The organism is Paracoccus actinidiae (genome assembly GCF_030863885.1).
Classification (GTDB): Bacteria; Pseudomonadota; Alphaproteobacteria; order Rhodobacterales; family Rhodobacteraceae; genus Paracoccus; species Paracoccus everestensis.
The window spans coordinates 2,582,017-2,596,886 of sequence record NZ_CP132956.1; the positions used below are offsets into that span (position 1 = coordinate 2,582,017).

Here is a 14,870-nt window from a genome sequence, read left to right on the forward strand (position 1 = left end):
ATTCAAGCCTCTGCCCGTTTTGCCCCGTCGGCGATCGCCGCACGCAATTTCTTTTCCAACGCGTCGCGTTTTGCTTCGCTGTGCAATTTGAGGCCGAACATATCCTTGACGTAGAAACTGTCCACCACCTGCGCGCCGAAAGTGGCGATCACCGCGCTGACGATCTGGATATGGTTCGCGGCCATGGTGCGCGTCAGGTCGTACAGCAGGCCGGGGCGGTCGCGGGTGTCTACCTCGATGATGGTATAGATGTCGCTGCCTTCGTTGTCGAAGGTGACATGGGTCGGAAACCTGAATTCCCGCGTGCGTTTCTTGGGCTTGTCGCGGCTGGCGAAGGCTTCCCGGGCGACGATTTCCCCCATCAGGATGCTCAGGATTTTCTGGCGCAGCCTGGGCATCCGGTCCTCGGCAAAGGGGCTGCCATCGGGATCCTGGACCCAGAAGACGGCGGTGGCAAAGCCGTCGCGGGTCGTATAGGTGCGCGCGTCCACCACATTCGCGCCCATCAGCGTCAGCGCCCCGCACAGGCGCGAAAAGATGCCCGGATGATCGGCCAGCACAAAGGCCGCGCGCGTCGCATCGCGGTGAGGATCGGCGCGCAGGTCGATGCGTATCTCGTCCACGCCGATGTCGCGCAGCAATTCGGCAAAGCTGGCCTGTGTTTCGGTCGGAAGACCCGACCAATAGCTGTCGTAATGCCGCCCCAGTTCCGCACGCAAGGCGCGGGGATCCCAGCCCTTGGCCGTCAGCAGGTGGCGCAGGCTGCGCTTGGCCTCGTTCTGGCGGCGGTCGCGGTTCAACTCCTCCAGCCCGTTTTCCAGGACGGCGGCTGTTTCCTCGTGCAGCTTGCGCAACAGCGCCGCCTTCCAGTTGTTCCACGTCCCCGGCCCGACGCCGCGGATGTCGCAAACGGTCAGCACCAGCAGCATGTCCAGCCGACGCCGGGTCTTCACCGCCTTGGCGAAATCGCGCAGGGTGCGGGGGTCGGCGATGTCGCGTTTCTGCGCCACATCAGACATCAACAGGTGATTGCGGACCAGCCATTCCACCGTGTCGACATCATCCTGCGGAAAGCCGAAGCGCGCCGCGATTCGCCGCGCCAGCCGTGCCCCCAGGATCGAATGGTCTTCGCGCCGCCCCTTGCCGATATCGTGCAACAGGGTCGCCAGATACAGAACGCGGCGGTTGATGCCGGTTTCCATGATCTCGCTGGACAGGGGCAGGTCGTCGGGATGCTCGCCCCGCTCGATCTCGGCCAGGGCGGCGACGCATTGGATCGAATGTTCGTCCACCGTGTAATGATGATACATATTGAACTGCATCATTGCCACGACGGGTTCGAATTCCGGGATAAAGGCCGCCAGCACGCCCAACTCGTTCATCCGCCGCAGGCCCCGTTCCGGGTTTCCGTGTTTCAGCAGCATATCCATGAAAATCCGCGTGCCTTCGGGGTCGCCACGCATCTTGTCGTCGATCAGGTCCAGGTTAGCCGCGACAAGGCGCATCGCGTCGGGGTGGATCAGGATGCCCGTGCGCAGCGCCTCCTCGAACAGGCGCAGGATATTCAGGGGATCCTTGAGGAATTCGGTGTCGCTGGTAATGCTCAGCCGGCCATGATTGTCGGTAAATCCGTCCCGCATCTTGCGGCGGCGGCGGAACAGGCGGCCCAGAAAAGGGGCGCTGCGGACATGGCGGGCCTCGAGTTCGGTCAGGAACACGCGGGTCAACTCGCCCACATGGGTCGCGTGGCGGAAATAATCCTGCATGAAGTATTCAACGCCGCGCCGTGCCGAGGTGTCGCGATAACCCATGCGTCGTGCCACCTCGACCTGCATGTCGAAGGACAGGACATCGACCGGACGGCCCGCGATCAGGTGCAGGTGGCAGCGCACGGCCCACAGGAAATCCTCGGCCTGCCAGAAGGCCAGATGTTCCTCGCGCGTGAAGACGCCCAGATCGACCAGTTCGACGGCGCGGTCCACGCGGTGGATATACTTTGCGATCCAGTAAAGCGTCTGCAGATCGCGCAGGCCGCCCTTGCCCTCCTTGACGTTGGGCTCAAGGACGTATCGCTGACCGCCCTGCCGCTGGTGGCGGGCGGCGCGTTCTTCCAGCTTGGCCTCGATGAATTCCGGGACGGTCCGGGAAAACAGGTCAACCCACAGGCGCTCGCGCAAATCCTCGGCCAGGGGGGCGTGGCCCGTCACTAGGCGGTGTTCCACCAGCGATGTGCGGATGGTCATGTCGGAGGTGCCAAGACGGATGCAGTCGTCAACGCTGCGGATCGAATGGCCGATCTTCAGCTTCAGATCCCACAGCATGTACAGCATGGATTCGACCACGCTTTCCGCCCAGGCAGTGATCTTCCACGGTGTCAGGAACAGCAGATCGACATCGGATGCAGGTGCCATCTCGGCCCGGCCATAGCCCCCCACGGCCAGCACGGCCAGCCTTTCGGCCTCGGACCGGGATCGCTGGGGATGCAGCCAGGTCGTGGCGACGTGATGGGTGGCGATGACGATGCCGTCGGTCAGACCGGCGATGGCACGCACCGTTTCACGGGCGGCGCGGGGGTGGCTGGACAGGCTGGCCTCGATCGCCTGCATGGCCTTGGTGCGGGCTGCGGACAGGATCGCTACGGTGCGCGCCCGGATCTCTCGCCCTTCGGTCAGGCCGGAAAGCGCATCTTCCAGGATCGGCAGGAAACTGGCGGGGTCAAAGATCGGATGCGCCCCGGACAAGGCCGGGGCGCTTTGCAGGATCGTCTTGTCGGACAGGTCGGCCAAGATCAGAACCCGGCGCGACCAAATCCGCTTTGTGCCGGATCCAGGATCACCACCCGGTTGCCGCGCAGGGTGGCGACTGCCAGGGCTCGTTCCGAGGTTCCGTCCGGCCGCAAGCGAAACACACCGCCCACGCCCGCAAAGCCTGCCCGCTGTGTCAGCCCGGTGGTGGTCAGGGCATTGCGCTGTCCGCCCCGCACCAGCGATGCAATGGCCGCCACGCCGTCATAGGCCAGGCTTGCCAGTTCATGGGGTTGTTCGCCATAGGCGCTGCGATAGCGCGCATCGAACTGTGCCCGCAGGCCTTGATCGGGAATGGCAAACCATCCTTCCTGCAACTGCGCCATTCCTATGCGCGCGGGCGGCTGGTCCCAGCGGGTCAGGCCCATCATCTGCGTGACCGGCGAACGCACCCCGGCGGCGGCCAGCTTCTCGGTCAGATAGGGAAGGACGGCCTGGTTATTGGCGGTCATGAACACCGCATCGACCTGGCCCGATTGGGCGGCCGCCGCGATCTGGGGGGCGACGGCATCGATGCCGGTCACGGATACCGGGTGGTTGATGCGACCTGCCAGCCGCGCGCCGTTGCGGGCGATGGCTGTCTCGATGGCCCGCCCGCCCAGCTGGCCCGCGATGTCATCCTCGGCCACGACATAGATATTGCGCTTGCCTTGCCGGACGCCATAGCCGACCAGCCGGTCGGCGATATTGGCAAAGCTGTTGCCCAGGATGAAGACGTTGCCGCCTGCGACCTCGGCATTGTTGGAAAAAGACAGGACGTTCACGTTGCGCGGGCGCATGGCGTTGCCCACGGCATTCGCGCCCTCGGCGAACAGGGGACCGACGATGATCTGCGCGCCTGCGTCCACGGCCGCATTGGCCTGAGCCACGGCCTGTCCCGTGCTGGTCCCGGTGTCATAGACACGAAGGTCGATATTGGCGCCCTGTGCATCGGCCGCGGCCATGCGCGCCGCGTTCTTCAGGCTGCGCGACAGCCATTCCAGATCGGCCGATCCGCTGCCGCCCGGCGCCAGAAGGGCAACCCGAACCGGTTCTCCCGGGTTGATCAGGGGACCGATGGCGGGACCGCTGGCCTGTTGCGATCCCCCGACGGGGTCACAGGCCGCAAGAACAAAGGCTGACACAATGGCGGCGGCCTTGGTGACGACGCGGCGCAATCCGGTGGCGGGCCGGGCTGTAGCGGAAACGACCATATGAAACTTCCCTGCTGTAGGATATCGGCGAGGTGCGGGCAGCCTAGGACCAACGGCCCGCCTTGGCAATCAGTCGGAGGAAAAGGCGATGACCGGCAAACACGAAGACCCCCAGCCTGCCCGTCGCCTGACTGCCCATGTCGAGGCGCCCCGGCTGGACACTGGACTTTATCTGGTGGCAACCCCCATCGGCACTGCGCGCGACATCACGCTGCACGCGCTTGATGTGCTGAACGCCGCCGATGTGTTGGCAGCCGAAGATACGCGCGTCCTGCGTCACCTGCTGGACATTCACGGCATTCCGCTGCGGGGCAGGCGGATCGTTCCCTATCACGACCATAACGGGGAACGCGCCCGGCCCGGGCTGATGGCGGCCTTGGCCAATGGCGCCAGCATCGCCTATGCCTCGGATGCGGGAACGCCCCTGGTGGCCGACCCTGGATACCGCCTTGCGCGCGAAGTGGCTGAGGCGGGCCACCGGGTCCACGCGATCCCCGGCCCCTCGGCCCCCCTGGTCGCGCTCAGCCTGTCGGGGCTGCCAACTGACCGCTTCCTGTTCCTGGGCTTTCCGCCCTCCACCAGGGGCGCACGGATGACATGGCTGCGTGACTGGATGGCGGTCGATGCGACGCTGATCCTATTCGAAAGCCCCCGGCGCGTTAATCAAACATTGAAAGAGATGTGCGAGGTTGATCCGAATCGACTTACAGTGGTGGCACGGGAACTAACCAAGAAGTTCGAGGAGGTGATCCGGGGAACCGCCGCAGACTTGGCCCAGGATCCGCGCATGGCTTCGCTGAAGGGAGAGGTCGTGATGCTGGTCGATCGCCCCGGCGCGGTCGTGGCCGACGACCAGACCATTCGTCAGGCGCTGCGAACGCGTCTGGGTTCGATGACGGTGAAGGATGCCGCGAGGGACGTGGCAACGGAATTGGGAATGGCGCGGCGCGATGTTTACCAGATCGCGCTTGGGCTGGGTGAAGAAAAGGACTGAACATGGGTCATGCCGTCAGATCGCCGGACTTGCCATGGACGATAACGGCACAGCCCACGCAGGTTTCAGCAGCCCGGCGAACACGGGGCTGCATGGCGCATCTTTCGGGCGCCTTGGCCGAAGACAGCGTGGCTCGCCTGCTGGAACGTAAGGGCATGACGATCCTGGCCCGACGCTGGCGCGGCAAGGCGGGGGAAATTGACCTGATCGCCCGCGACGGCCCCTGCCTGATCTTTGTCGAGGTCAAGCAATCCGCCACCCATGAGGATGCTGCCCAAAGGCTGGTCGCCGCGCAGCAGGGCCGCATCATGCGCGCGGCCCTGGAGTATTGCGACGCTGCGGGACTGTCGGCCCTGCCGGACATACGCTTCGACGCCGCGCTGGTGGACAGTCAGGGCCGGGTGGAGATCCTGGAACGCGCCTTCGAGGAAGCCTTTGCCTGACCGACCGCTGGACGGATCGATGGAGTCCAGTGCAATCAGCTTATGCCTTTGGGAAGGTTCCAGCGTTTGCGCCTTTTCAAGGGAGAAGTTGGCAAAGAAAAGGTTTCGGCTATCACGCAGGGGGCATCTGCCAGGGATCGGCCGGGGTTTCTTCAGCGTTTGAGGATCAGGGTCCAATGCGGTCGGGCGTGGGGCTGAGCGTGGTTCGCCGGCCAAGCCAATCAACGGGCCGATGTCCGCCGTGAAGGCATCACGAGAACGGTTTTCGCGTTGTTTTCCAGATTCCGGTAAATACCAGAATATTGCAAGTAGGCGCGCCATCAGCACACCATTATGAACAACGGCAACTCCGCGATCTAGGCCCGATCCAGGTTCAGGGCGATCAGTCCGGCAGTCTGGTCGGGATGGGTCAGGGGCAGCATATGACCCGCATCCGGCACGACCGCCCGGCCGACATCGGCCAGCCTTGCCGCAAGGGCATCGGCGATCCGGTGGATCACGGGCGGAGAGTTTCCACCCGCCACGATCAGCACCGGTGCGTCGATGGATTCCAATCCTCCTTCGCGCAGGATGTTTGCCTTGTCCCTGGTCAGGGTATCGTCCGTCTCGGCCACCAGGCGGATCTGGCGGGTCATCGCCTCTCGTGCGGGTTGGGGCAGGCTGTCAAAGGGCTGCGCGCCCCAGATGTCGATGAAGCCACGCGCGGCATCATCCGGGCGGCCATGGGCCAGATGGTCCGCCATTGCCTGGTCTCGGGCAGTCTGGTCCGGGTCGTGGGCAGCGGCAAACAGGACGGGTTCGATCAGCGTCAGGCTGCGCACGGCATCGGGCGCGGCCACGGCGATGCGCAGGGCGACGGTCGCGCCCAGGCTGTGACCGATCAGATCCAGCCGTCGGTCGATGAAGCTGGCGGCGATCCGGGTCACGGCGGTGTGGAAATCCGGTCCCTCGGACTTGGCTGTCCAGGGACCGCTGCGGCCATGGCCGGGCATATCGAAACCTTTCAGATCGACCCGGCCCTCAAGCCGCCTGGCGATTGGTCCCCAATAAGCCCCGTTGCCCATCATGCAATGCAATGCAAGGGCCGGGCGGTCCTTGTCTCCCGGCCAGTGTCGCTTGTGGATGCCGGTCATAGGCTGGCAAGGTGCCGGTCAAGGAAGTCCAGCCGGTCCTGGCCCCAGAATTTCTGACCGCTTTCCCGCACCACATAGAAGGGCGATCCAAAGATCCCGGCCTCGACCGCCTGTTCCAGGTTGCGGCCATAGGTTTCGGCGCCGACGAACAAGCCCCTGTCGGCCAAAGCGGGGTCAAAGCCGTGGGCGGACAGGATGTCGCGGATGACCGTATCGTCGCTGATGTCGCGATCCTCGGCCCAGACGGCGCGCAGGAAACCTTGCACCAGACCGCCCGTGTCGCCGCCGCCCGCCCCTTGCGCCGCAATGATCGCATAGGACGAAGGCGCCATGTTCGCCGGCCAGAAGGCGGGCTTCAGGTTCAAAGGCAGGCCCAGATGATCGGACCAGCGGGGCAATTCCTGCGCGCGGTAGTCCATCCGGCTGGGATGGCGGTCGGCAGGGCGGACCCCGCCCGTGCGGTCGAACAGTTGCAGGATGTCCAGCGGTTTATAGGTGATCGCCGCGCCATGGCGGGCGGCGATCCGTTCCAGCCGGTCGCCAGCCAGATAGGCAAAGGGACTGATCGTCCCGAAATAGTAGTCGATATTGGCCATAAGGACGATCCTTCGCGGTTTGCCCGCAGGCTAACCGGGTGGTAAGGCGGGCGCAATCTGGCGAATCCCCGCGAAAAGGCCCCCATATGCCCGTCATGACCGAACCCAAGCTGATTTCCGGCAATGCCAACCGCACGCTGGCCGCGTCCATTGCCCGGCGCATGTCGATGCACCGGGGCATGAATGTCAGCCTGTGCGATGCCCGGATCGAGCGGTTCAACGACCAGGAAATCTTTGTCGAGGTGTTCGAGAATGTCCGGGGCGAGGATATGTACATCATCCAGCCGACCTCGAACCCGGCCAATGACAACCTGATGGAACTGATGGTCATGACCGACGCGCTGAGGCGGTCGTCGGCGGCCCGGATCACGGCGGTCATTCCTTATTTCGGCTATGCCCGGCAAGACCGCCGGGCCAAGGCCCGCACGCCCATCAGCGCCAAGCTGGTGGCGAACCTTCTGACCGAGGCAGGGATCGACCGCGTGCTGACGCTGGATTTGCACGCGGCGCAGATCCAAGGGTTCTTCGACATTCCGGTGGACAACCTGTATGCCGCGCCCGTCTTTGCCCTGGACGTTCAGCATCATTTCCGGGGCCGGATGGGCGACCTGATGGTGGTGTCGCCCGACGTGGGGGGCGTGGCCCGCGCCCGGGAATTGGCGACCCGAATCGGTGCGCCCCTGTCCATCGTGGACAAGCGGCGGGAAAAGGCAGGCGAAGTGGCCGAGATGACGGTTATCGGCGATGTCGCGGGCAAGGTCTGCATCATCGTTGACGATATCTGCGACACCGCAGGCACGTTGGTGAAGGCCGCGCAGACCCTGACGGACAGCGGCGCCACCGAGGTCCACGCCTATATCACCCATGGCGTCCTGTCCGGCCCTGCGGTCGAACGGGTCAGCAAGTCCGTGATGAAATCGCTGGTCATCACCGACTCGATCCAGCCCACCGATGCGGTGAAATCGGCCCCCAACATCCGTATTGTCCCTACGGCGCCGATGTTTACGCAAGCCATCCTGAACATCTGGAACGGCACATCCGTCAGCAGCCTGTTCGAAACGGACACCCTGCTGCCGATCTATGAAGGATTGTATTCCAACCTGTGACGTTTGCGGCTGCGATCCCCGTCGGATGCCTCCGGCGGGGATATTTAAATGAAGAAGAATTCAGAGCGCACGCCAGCCTATATCCCGGCGGCAGAATCCGTCCGGCCAGGTGATGGCATCGACCTGGGCATAGGCGCGCCGATGCGCCTCGGCCAGGGTGGCGCCTCGGCCGGTGCAGGTCAGGACGCGGCCGCCCGTGGCGATGACCTGGCCGTCCTTGATGGCGGTCCCTGCATGAAAGGTCATTTCGAAACTGCTTTCGGCCAGCTTGTCCAGTCCACTGATCATGCTGCCTTTTTTGTAGGTGCCGGGATAGCCGCGCGCAGCCATCACGACCGTCAGGGCATGATCGTCAGCCCAGTTGACCGAGGTTCCGGCCAGCCGCCCCTCGGCGCAGGCCAGAAGCAGGTCCAGCATCTGTCCGCCAAGCCGCATCATCAGCGCCTGGCATTCCGGATCGCCGAAGCGGACGTTGTATTCGACCAGCCGCGCCCGGCCTTCGTGGATCATCAGCCCCGCGTAGAGGACACCTTGGAAGGGCATTCCCCGCGCCGCCATCTGGGCCACGGTCGGGCGCACGATCTGCGCCATCACCTGTTCCTGCAAGGCGTCCGTCAGGACCGGCGCGGGGCTGTATGCGCCCATGCCGCCAGTGTTGGGGCCGTTGTCCCCTTCGCCCACGCGCTTGTGGTCCTGGGCTGTGCCAAGGGGCAGGCAGTCGGTCCCGTCGCACAGGATGAAGAAGCTGGCTTCCTCGCCCGCCATGAATTCTTCGATAACCACCGACATCTCGCCGAATTCCCCGTCGAAGATCGCGTCGATCGCCCCCTGCGCCTGTTCCACGGTTTCGGCCACGGTCACGCCCTTGCCTGCGGCCAGCCCATCGGCCTTGACCACGATGGGGGCGCCATGGGCGGTGACATGGTCGCGTGCGCTTGCGGCATCGGTGAATCGCGCCCAGGCTGCAGTGGGCGCCCCGCAGGCATCGCAGATTTCCTTGGTAAAGGCCTTTGACGCCTCGAGCTGGGCTGCGGCCTGGGAGGGACCGAAAACCAGGAAACCGGCATCGCGCAGGGCGTCGGATACACCGGCGGCCAACGGCGCCTCGGGTCCGATCACCACAAAGTCGACGGCGTTTTCCTGGGCGAATTCCAGAACCTCGGCGCGCGACAGGATGTTCAGGTCGGCGCATTCCGCGACATTGGCGATGCCCGCATTGCCCGGCGCCACGATCAGCCGGTCGCATTTCGGGTTCTGCCGGATGGCCCAGGCCAAGGCGTGTTCGCGCCCGCCGCCGCCAAGGATCAGGATGTTCATGGGCCGCCCTTTCGCTTCTGGTGGCGGCGTTCTAGTCTGGGGCGGACAAGGGAACAAGACGCATGGATTTGCTGGAAGACGTGCCGGGCAGCAATGCCCATGAATTTACGGTTTCGGAACTGTCGGGCGCGGTCAAGCGCAGCTTGGAGGATCAGTTCGGCCGCGTCCGCGTGCGCGGAGAAATCGGGCGGGTTTCGCGGCCGTCGTCGGGGCATATCTACTTCGACCTCAAGGATGATCGATCTGTCTTGGCCGCCGTGACCTGGAAAGGGCAGGCGGCCAAGCTGGCGCAGCGTCCCGAGGAGGGGATGGAAGTCATCGCCACCGGTCGCATCACCACCTTTCCGGGCCAATCCAAATATCAGTTGATCGTCGATCAGATCGAACCGGCGGGACTGGGCGCGCTGATGGCAATGCTGGAAAAGCGTCGTCAGGCCCTTGCCGCCGAGGGGCTGTTCGATGAAGGGCGCAAGCGTCCGTTGCCAAGCCTGCCACGTGTGATCGGGGTCGTGACCTCGCCGTCGGGGGCGGTGATCCGCGACATCCTGCACCGGCTGCGGGACCGCTTTCCCACACGCGTGCTGATCTGGCCGGTGGCGGTTCAGGGCGAAGGCTGCGCGCCACAGGTGGCGGCGGCGATCCGGGGGTTCAACGATCTGCCGCCTGGGGGGCCGATCCCGCGTCCCGACCTGCTTATCGTCGCACGGGGTGGCGGCAGCCTGGAGGATTTGTGGGGCTTCAACGAGGAGGCCGTGGTCCGTGCCGCCGCCGAAAGCCGCATTCCGCTGATTTCCGCCGTGGGCCATGAAACCGACACGACGCTGATCGATTTTGCATCCGACCGCCGTGCGCCGACGCCCACGGCTGCGGCGGAAATGGCGGTGCCGGTCCTGGCGGAACTGGCCGCGCGACTGGCGGAATCGCAGGCGCGGCTGACGCGGTGCAGCCAGCATCACATCGACCGCCCACGCCAGCGGCTGCGCGACCTGTCCCGCGCGCTTGGCCGCCCCGGCGCGCTGACGGAAGCGGCGCGGCAGCGGCTGGACCTGTGGGCCGGACGGCTGGATCCCGCGCTGCATGGCTTGGTGCGGACGCGCAGGCACCAATTGGCCGCGCGCCCCATGCCGGTGGCCCTGTTGCGGCGGTTCACGGATCGCAAGGCGCACACGCTGCATGGGCTGGAACATCGGCTGGATGCGGCTGCGGCCCGCAGGCTGGAACGACGTCGCGATCGGACAACCGCCATGGGGGAACGGCTGGACGCCTCGCTTGTGCGGGTGATGGCCACCACACGGCGGGCGATTGCCCAGCAAGATGGGCGGCTGGCAGACCTGACGCGGCGGCTTGGCCAAGCTGTTCAGCGGTCGATCAGCAGCCGCGAGCAGGCCATGCAACGGGTGGACCGGCTGCGTCTTTCGCTAGGCTACAAGGAAACGCTGAAGCGCGGTTTTGTGGTCGTCCACGGTCCTGAAGGCGTGATCACCACCGCACAGGCGGCGCGGCAGATGCCGCAGGTCGATCTGGAGTTCGCCGATGGCCGCGTGACGGTTCGCCCCGAGGGCGCGCCGAAACCTGGCCGGAAACCCAAGCCGCCCGAGCAGCAGACCTTGTTCTGATCAGGCTTCCTTCGGGCGCAGCATCAGCCAGATCAGCGCCGCGCCCGCCAGCACAAGGAAAGGCAGCATTGCCAGATTGACCGCGTTCCAGCCCGCGACGACCGAGCCTCCGCTGCAATTCATCAACCCGCCCGACGACAGCGAAGCCAGGAAAACCCCGCCGAAGACCACGGCGTCGTTCAGGCCTTGGACGCGGCCCCGTTCCTCGGGGGCATGGGCGCGGGTCAGCATGGTCGTCGCGCCGATGTAACCAAAGTTCCAGCCCATCCCCAGCAGGACCAAGGCGGCGAAGAAATGCGACAGCTCCACCCCTGACAGGGCCGCGGCACCCGCCAAGGCCAGCAGGAACAGGCCAAGGGCAACGATCCGTTCGGCGCCAAAGCGCGCAATCAGGTGCCCGGTGAAAAAGCTGGGGGCAAACATCGCGAGCACGTGCGCGCTGACGATATTGGCGGCATCCGTGGGGGCGAACCCGCAGCCTACGACCGCCAGCGGGGTCGAGGTCATCACCAGGTTCATCAGCGCATAGGCGACCATGCCGCAGATCGTTGCGACCGCGATCTGCGGTCGGCGCACCAGTTCGGCCAGCGGACGGCCTGCGGGCTGGCTGCCCGCTGCGGCGGCAGGCCTGGGGCTGTCGAGGAACGCGAACAGGAACGGCCCAAGCGCGTTCAGTCCGATCACCGCCAGATAGGCCGCCAAGAATGGGACCGCCGTCAGGCCATCCGTCGCGCGCACAATGGCGGGGCCGATGATCGCGGCGGCCAACCCCCCCGCCATGACCCAGCTGATCGCACGGGGGGCATAGTCGTCGGGCGCAAGATCGGTCGCAGCAAAGCGATAGAACCCTTGGGCTGACATATAGACGCCGGTCAGCAGGGACCCCGCCATGAACAGCCAGAACGACCCCGCCCAAAGCCCCCATGCCGCCAAGGCCGCACCCAGCCCGCCCGCCAGAACGGCCAGCAAGAACCCCGCCTGCCTGCCGTGATCCTGCATGAATCGTGCCAAGGGCCGCGCAGTCAATGCAGACCCCATGACGATCATAGACAAGGGCAGGGTGGCGACGCAGGGTTTGGGCGCCAGGATCTGGCCCGCAAGTCCGCCGACAATGAAGATCACCGACATCTGCGCGCCCAGGATCGCTTGCGCCGCGACCAGCACGATCACATTGCGCCGGGCCTGCGCCAGATCGGCGGGCAAGATCAGCCCCGGCTCAGCCGGGCGGCAGCATGGGCGCGTTCCTGGATCGCCCCCCAGTTTTCGGCGTTGACGTCGGCGTCGGTGGCAATCCAGCTTCCGCCGACGCAAACGACATTCGGCAGGGCAAGGTAGTCGGCGGCATTACCCAGGGTGATGCCGCCTGTCGGGCAAAACCGGACCTTGGGCAACGGCCCGGCGAGGGATTTCAGCGCAGGCGCGCCCCCGCTCGATTCGGCCGGAAAGAACTTAACCATGTCATAGCCTGCATCAGCCGCGCGCATCACCTCGGATGCGGTAGCGGTGCCGGGCAACAGGGGCAGTTCCAATTCCTCGCAGGCGGCGATCAGCCGGTCGGTCAGGCCAGGAGAGACGGCAAAGCTTGCCCCCGCGTCCTTGGCCCGTTTCGCATCGTCCGGGGTCAGCACCGTGCCCGCGCCGACGTGACCGCCCGAGACACCGGACATGGCGCGGATCGCATCAAGGGCCGCGTCCGACCGCAGCGTGATCTCCAGCACCGGCAGCCCGCCCGACACCAGAGCCCGCGCCAGGCCTGCCGCGCGTTCGGCATTCTTGATCACGATCACCGAAATGACCGGGGCCAGGCTGCACAACGCCCGTGTCTTTTGTGACTGGATTTCAGGGTTCATGGCGCCACCTTTCGTTCCGCGATCTGCGGGCAAACTGCCCGCTGGCGGGTGGCGATGCAAGCGGTTTGCCGCCCTGCGCCACAAATCACGTTATCGCTAACCTATATCGCCGACAGCACTGCGACATAGTGGATGGCGGCGGCTGTGACCACGAAACCGTGCCAGATCGCGTTTTGAAAGCGCAACCTTTCCCAGACATGAAAGATCACGCCCACCGTATAGATGATGCCGCCGATCACGATCAGCAGCATGGACAAGGGCGGCAGGTTGTCGGCGATAGGGCCGATGGCGACAAGCCCGCTCCACCCCATCAGAATATAGAGCAGGATCGCCAGCCGGTCATACCGCCCGGGCAACAGGCATTTCAACGCAACGCCAAGGGCAGCCATGGTCCAGATGCAGACCAGCAGCACAAAGACCACCGGATCGGCGGATGCCTTGTGCAGGAACGGCGTGTAGGTGGCCGCGATCAGGATGAAGATCGCGGAATGATCGGCCCTGCGCAATTTCCATTTCAGCGCGGAATGCGGCAACATATTATAGACGAACGACACTGCAAGCGACAGGATCAGCCCGCCGCCATAGATCGACACGGCCAGAACCTCGGCCCCCGTGGCGGTGACTGCGGCCTGGAAGACCAGCACCGCCACCCCCACGACTGCCAGGACGACGCCGATGGCATGGACGATGCCGTCCGCCATTCTTTCGTGGAAATCATAGTGCCGCCCGAAGCGGAACTGGCTGTCAGTCATGAAGAACCCCTTGATCTGCTTATCCTGCCTGACCTGCCTCATCCGGGCAATTGACAGTTCGTTCAAATGCCGCGTGATCTGAGTGACCCCTTGCAAATAGGACGCGAAGGGTCTAACTGCGCGATCACTTCACAGGCAGGGGCGGGCCTTTTGCGGGAGAAATCCGCAAGGGTCCACCGGTTGGGGCATCCGCCCTGAATCCCCTGCCAAGGCGCAAACCGGAAAGGACATGGAATGGCGCTTCCCGAATTCAATCTGCGTCAGCTCTTGGAAGCTGGCGTTCACTATGGTCACCAAACGCAACGCTGGAATCCGCGCATGGCGGAATTCATCTATGGCGACCGCAACGGCATCCACATCCTGGACCTGACCCAGACCCTGCCGATGCTGGACGCGGCGCTGCAAGTCGTGCGCGACACCGTTGCCAAGGGCGGCCGCGTGCTGTTCGTGGGCACCAAGCGCCAGGCGCAAAAGCCCGTCGCGGACGCCGCCGAACGGTCCGCGCAGTTCTATATGAACCACCGCTGGCTGGGTGGCACGCTGACCAACTGGAAGACCGTTTCCCAGTCGATCAACCGCCTGAAAGCCATTGACGAGACGATGGCCGGCGGTGCCGAAGGCATGACCAAGAAAGAGCGTCTGCAGCTGGAACGCGAACAGGCGAAACTGCAAGCCTCGCTTGGCGGCATCCGCCACATGGGCGGCCTGCCGGATCTGCTGTTCGTCATCGACGTGAACAAGGAAGACCTAGCTATCCTGGAAGCCAAGAAGCTGGGCATCCCGGTCGTGGCCGTGGTCGATACCAACTGCTCGCCCGAAGGCGTGGATTACATCATCCCCGGCAACGACGATGCGGCCCGGGCCATTGCGCTGTATTGCGACCTGGCCAGCCGTGCGGCGCTTGACGGCATGTCGGCCCAGATGGGCGCCGCCGGCGTCGATGTCGGTGCGCTGTCGGATGCGCCCGAGGAACTGCTGGATGAGCCTGCGGCCGAGGAACAGGCAACCGCCGACGCCTGAGCGGCGCCTGCGTCCCAAGTATTCATGGAATTGTCGTCAGGCGGGA

General features: G+C 64.9%; 13 protein-coding genes. 5 read left to right on the forward strand and 8 right to left on the reverse strand.

The features are described 5' to 3' along the window. Positions 1 to 2 precede the first annotated feature (2 nt). The gene (locus Q5701_RS12895; RefSeq protein ID WP_373568657.1) at positions 3 to 2,723 is read right to left on the reverse strand and encodes a [protein-PII] uridylyltransferase; all 2,721 of its coding nucleotides are present in this window, start codon (positions 2,721 to 2,723) and stop codon (positions 3 to 5) included. Positions 2,724 to 2,788: 65 nt separating this feature from the next. Further along, positions 2,789 to 3,997, reverse strand: a complete 1,209-nt coding sequence (locus Q5701_RS12900) for a penicillin-binding protein activator (RefSeq protein ID WP_306751392.1) — start codon at positions 3,995 to 3,997, stop codon at positions 2,789 to 2,791. 88 nt (positions 3,998 to 4,085) lie between these two features. On the opposite strand from Q5701_RS12900, the gene rsmI reads away from it, so the two are divergent. Continuing rightward, complete coding sequence (rsmI, locus tag Q5701_RS12905) at positions 4,086 to 4,991, forward strand: 16S rRNA (cytidine(1402)-2'-O)-methyltransferase (protein ID WP_306751393.1); 906 nt, start codon at positions 4,086 to 4,088, stop codon at positions 4,989 to 4,991. 92 nt (positions 4,992 to 5,083) lie between these two features. After that, positions 5,084 to 5,434 carry a YraN family protein gene (locus Q5701_RS12910; RefSeq protein ID WP_306751394.1) on the forward strand — a complete coding sequence of 117 codons (351 nt, stop codon included), beginning with the start codon at positions 5,084 to 5,086 and terminating at the stop codon, positions 5,432 to 5,434. A gap of 356 nt (positions 5,435 to 5,790) precedes the next feature. On the opposite strand, the gene Q5701_RS12915 is transcribed toward Q5701_RS12910, so the two are convergent. Together Q5701_RS12915 and Q5701_RS12920 are read right to left on the reverse strand one after the other, a co-directional pair. Beyond that, positions 5,791 to 6,567, reverse strand: a complete 777-nt coding sequence (locus Q5701_RS12915; protein ID WP_306751396.1) for an alpha/beta fold hydrolase — start codon at positions 6,565 to 6,567, stop codon at positions 5,791 to 5,793. Then, a complete protein-coding gene (locus tag Q5701_RS12920) occupies positions 6,564 to 7,163 on the reverse strand; it encodes a 2-hydroxychromene-2-carboxylate isomerase (protein ID WP_306751397.1) in 600 nt (199 codons plus the stop codon). Before Q5701_RS12920 ends, Q5701_RS12915 begins: the two co-directional genes overlap by 4 nt. A gap of 86 nt (positions 7,164 to 7,249) precedes the next feature. Here Q5701_RS12920 and Q5701_RS12925 point away from each other — a divergent pair, with 86 nt between their 5' ends. Beyond that, a complete protein-coding gene (locus tag Q5701_RS12925; protein ID WP_306751398.1) occupies positions 7,250 to 8,269 on the forward strand; it encodes a ribose-phosphate pyrophosphokinase in 1,020 nt (339 codons plus the stop codon). A 60-nt stretch (positions 8,270 to 8,329) separates the two neighbouring features. Here Q5701_RS12925 and purD read toward each other — a convergent pair whose 3' ends face one another. Beyond that, positions 8,330 to 9,586: a phosphoribosylamine--glycine ligase gene (gene purD / locus Q5701_RS12930; RefSeq protein ID WP_306751399.1), complete on the reverse strand. Its 1,257-nt coding sequence runs from the start codon at positions 9,584 to 9,586 to the stop codon at positions 8,330 to 8,332. A gap of 62 nt (positions 9,587 to 9,648) precedes the next feature. On the opposite strand from purD, the gene xseA reads away from it, so the two are divergent. Next, complete coding sequence (gene xseA / locus Q5701_RS12935) at positions 9,649 to 11,202, forward strand: exodeoxyribonuclease VII large subunit (protein WP_306751400.1); 1,554 nt, start codon at positions 9,649 to 9,651, stop codon at positions 11,200 to 11,202. On the opposite strand, the gene Q5701_RS12940 is transcribed toward xseA, so the two are convergent. The 3 genes from Q5701_RS12940 to trhA form a co-directional block, all read right to left on the reverse strand. After that, entirely contained in the window at positions 11,203 to 12,405 is a 1,203-nt protein-coding gene (locus Q5701_RS12940; protein ID WP_306751401.1) for an MFS transporter, read from the reverse strand. A 2-nt stretch (positions 12,406 to 12,407) separates the two neighbouring features. Next, positions 12,408 to 13,052 (reverse strand): bifunctional 4-hydroxy-2-oxoglutarate aldolase/2-dehydro-3-deoxy-phosphogluconate aldolase, encoded by a 645-nt coding sequence (gene eda / locus Q5701_RS12945; protein ID WP_306751402.1) that lies wholly within the window; start codon positions 13,050 to 13,052, stop codon positions 12,408 to 12,410. A gap of 101 nt (positions 13,053 to 13,153) precedes the next feature. Then, positions 13,154 to 13,804: a PAQR family membrane homeostasis protein TrhA gene (trhA, locus tag Q5701_RS12950; RefSeq protein WP_306751403.1), complete on the reverse strand. Its 651-nt coding sequence runs from the start codon at positions 13,802 to 13,804 to the stop codon at positions 13,154 to 13,156. A gap of 234 nt (positions 13,805 to 14,038) precedes the next feature. Between trhA and rpsB the strand changes: the two genes are divergently transcribed. Then, the gene (rpsB, locus tag Q5701_RS12955) at positions 14,039 to 14,824 is read left to right on the forward strand and encodes a 30S ribosomal protein S2 (protein WP_234855635.1); all 786 of its coding nucleotides are present in this window, start codon (positions 14,039 to 14,041) and stop codon (positions 14,822 to 14,824) included. The last annotated feature ends 46 nt before the right edge of the window (positions 14,825 to 14,870 follow it).

Coding starts and splice junctions, on each gene's coding strand:
- Q5701_RS12900 (WP_306751392.1), bottom strand. CDS start 3,997: ATGGTCGTTTCCGCTACAGCCCGGCCCGCCACCGGATTGCGCCGCGTC.
- rsmI (WP_306751393.1), top strand. CDS start 4,086: ATGACCGGCAAACACGAAGACCCCCAGCCTGCCCGTCGCCTGACTGCC.
- Q5701_RS12910 (WP_306751394.1), top strand. CDS start 5,084: ATGGCGCATCTTTCGGGCGCCTTGGCCGAAGACAGCGTGGCTCGCCTG.
- Q5701_RS12915 (WP_306751396.1), bottom strand. CDS start 6,567: ATGACCGGCATCCACAAGCGACACTGGCCGGGAGACAAGGACCGCCCG.
- Q5701_RS12920 (WP_306751397.1), bottom strand. CDS start 7,163: ATGGCCAATATCGACTACTATTTCGGGACGATCAGTCCCTTTGCCTAT.
- Q5701_RS12925 (WP_306751398.1), top strand. CDS start 7,250: ATGCCCGTCATGACCGAACCCAAGCTGATTTCCGGCAATGCCAACCGC.
- purD (WP_306751399.1), bottom strand. CDS start 9,586: ATGAACATCCTGATCCTTGGCGGCGGCGGGCGCGAACACGCCTTGGCC.
- xseA (WP_306751400.1), top strand. CDS start 9,649: ATGGATTTGCTGGAAGACGTGCCGGGCAGCAATGCCCATGAATTTACG.
- eda (WP_306751402.1), bottom strand. CDS start 13,052: ATGAACCCTGAAATCCAGTCACAAAAGACACGGGCGTTGTGCAGCCTG.
- trhA (WP_306751403.1), bottom strand. CDS start 13,804: ATGACTGACAGCCAGTTCCGCTTCGGGCGGCACTATGATTTCCACGAA.
- rpsB (WP_234855635.1), top strand. CDS start 14,039: ATGGCGCTTCCCGAATTCAATCTGCGTCAGCTCTTGGAAGCTGGCGTT.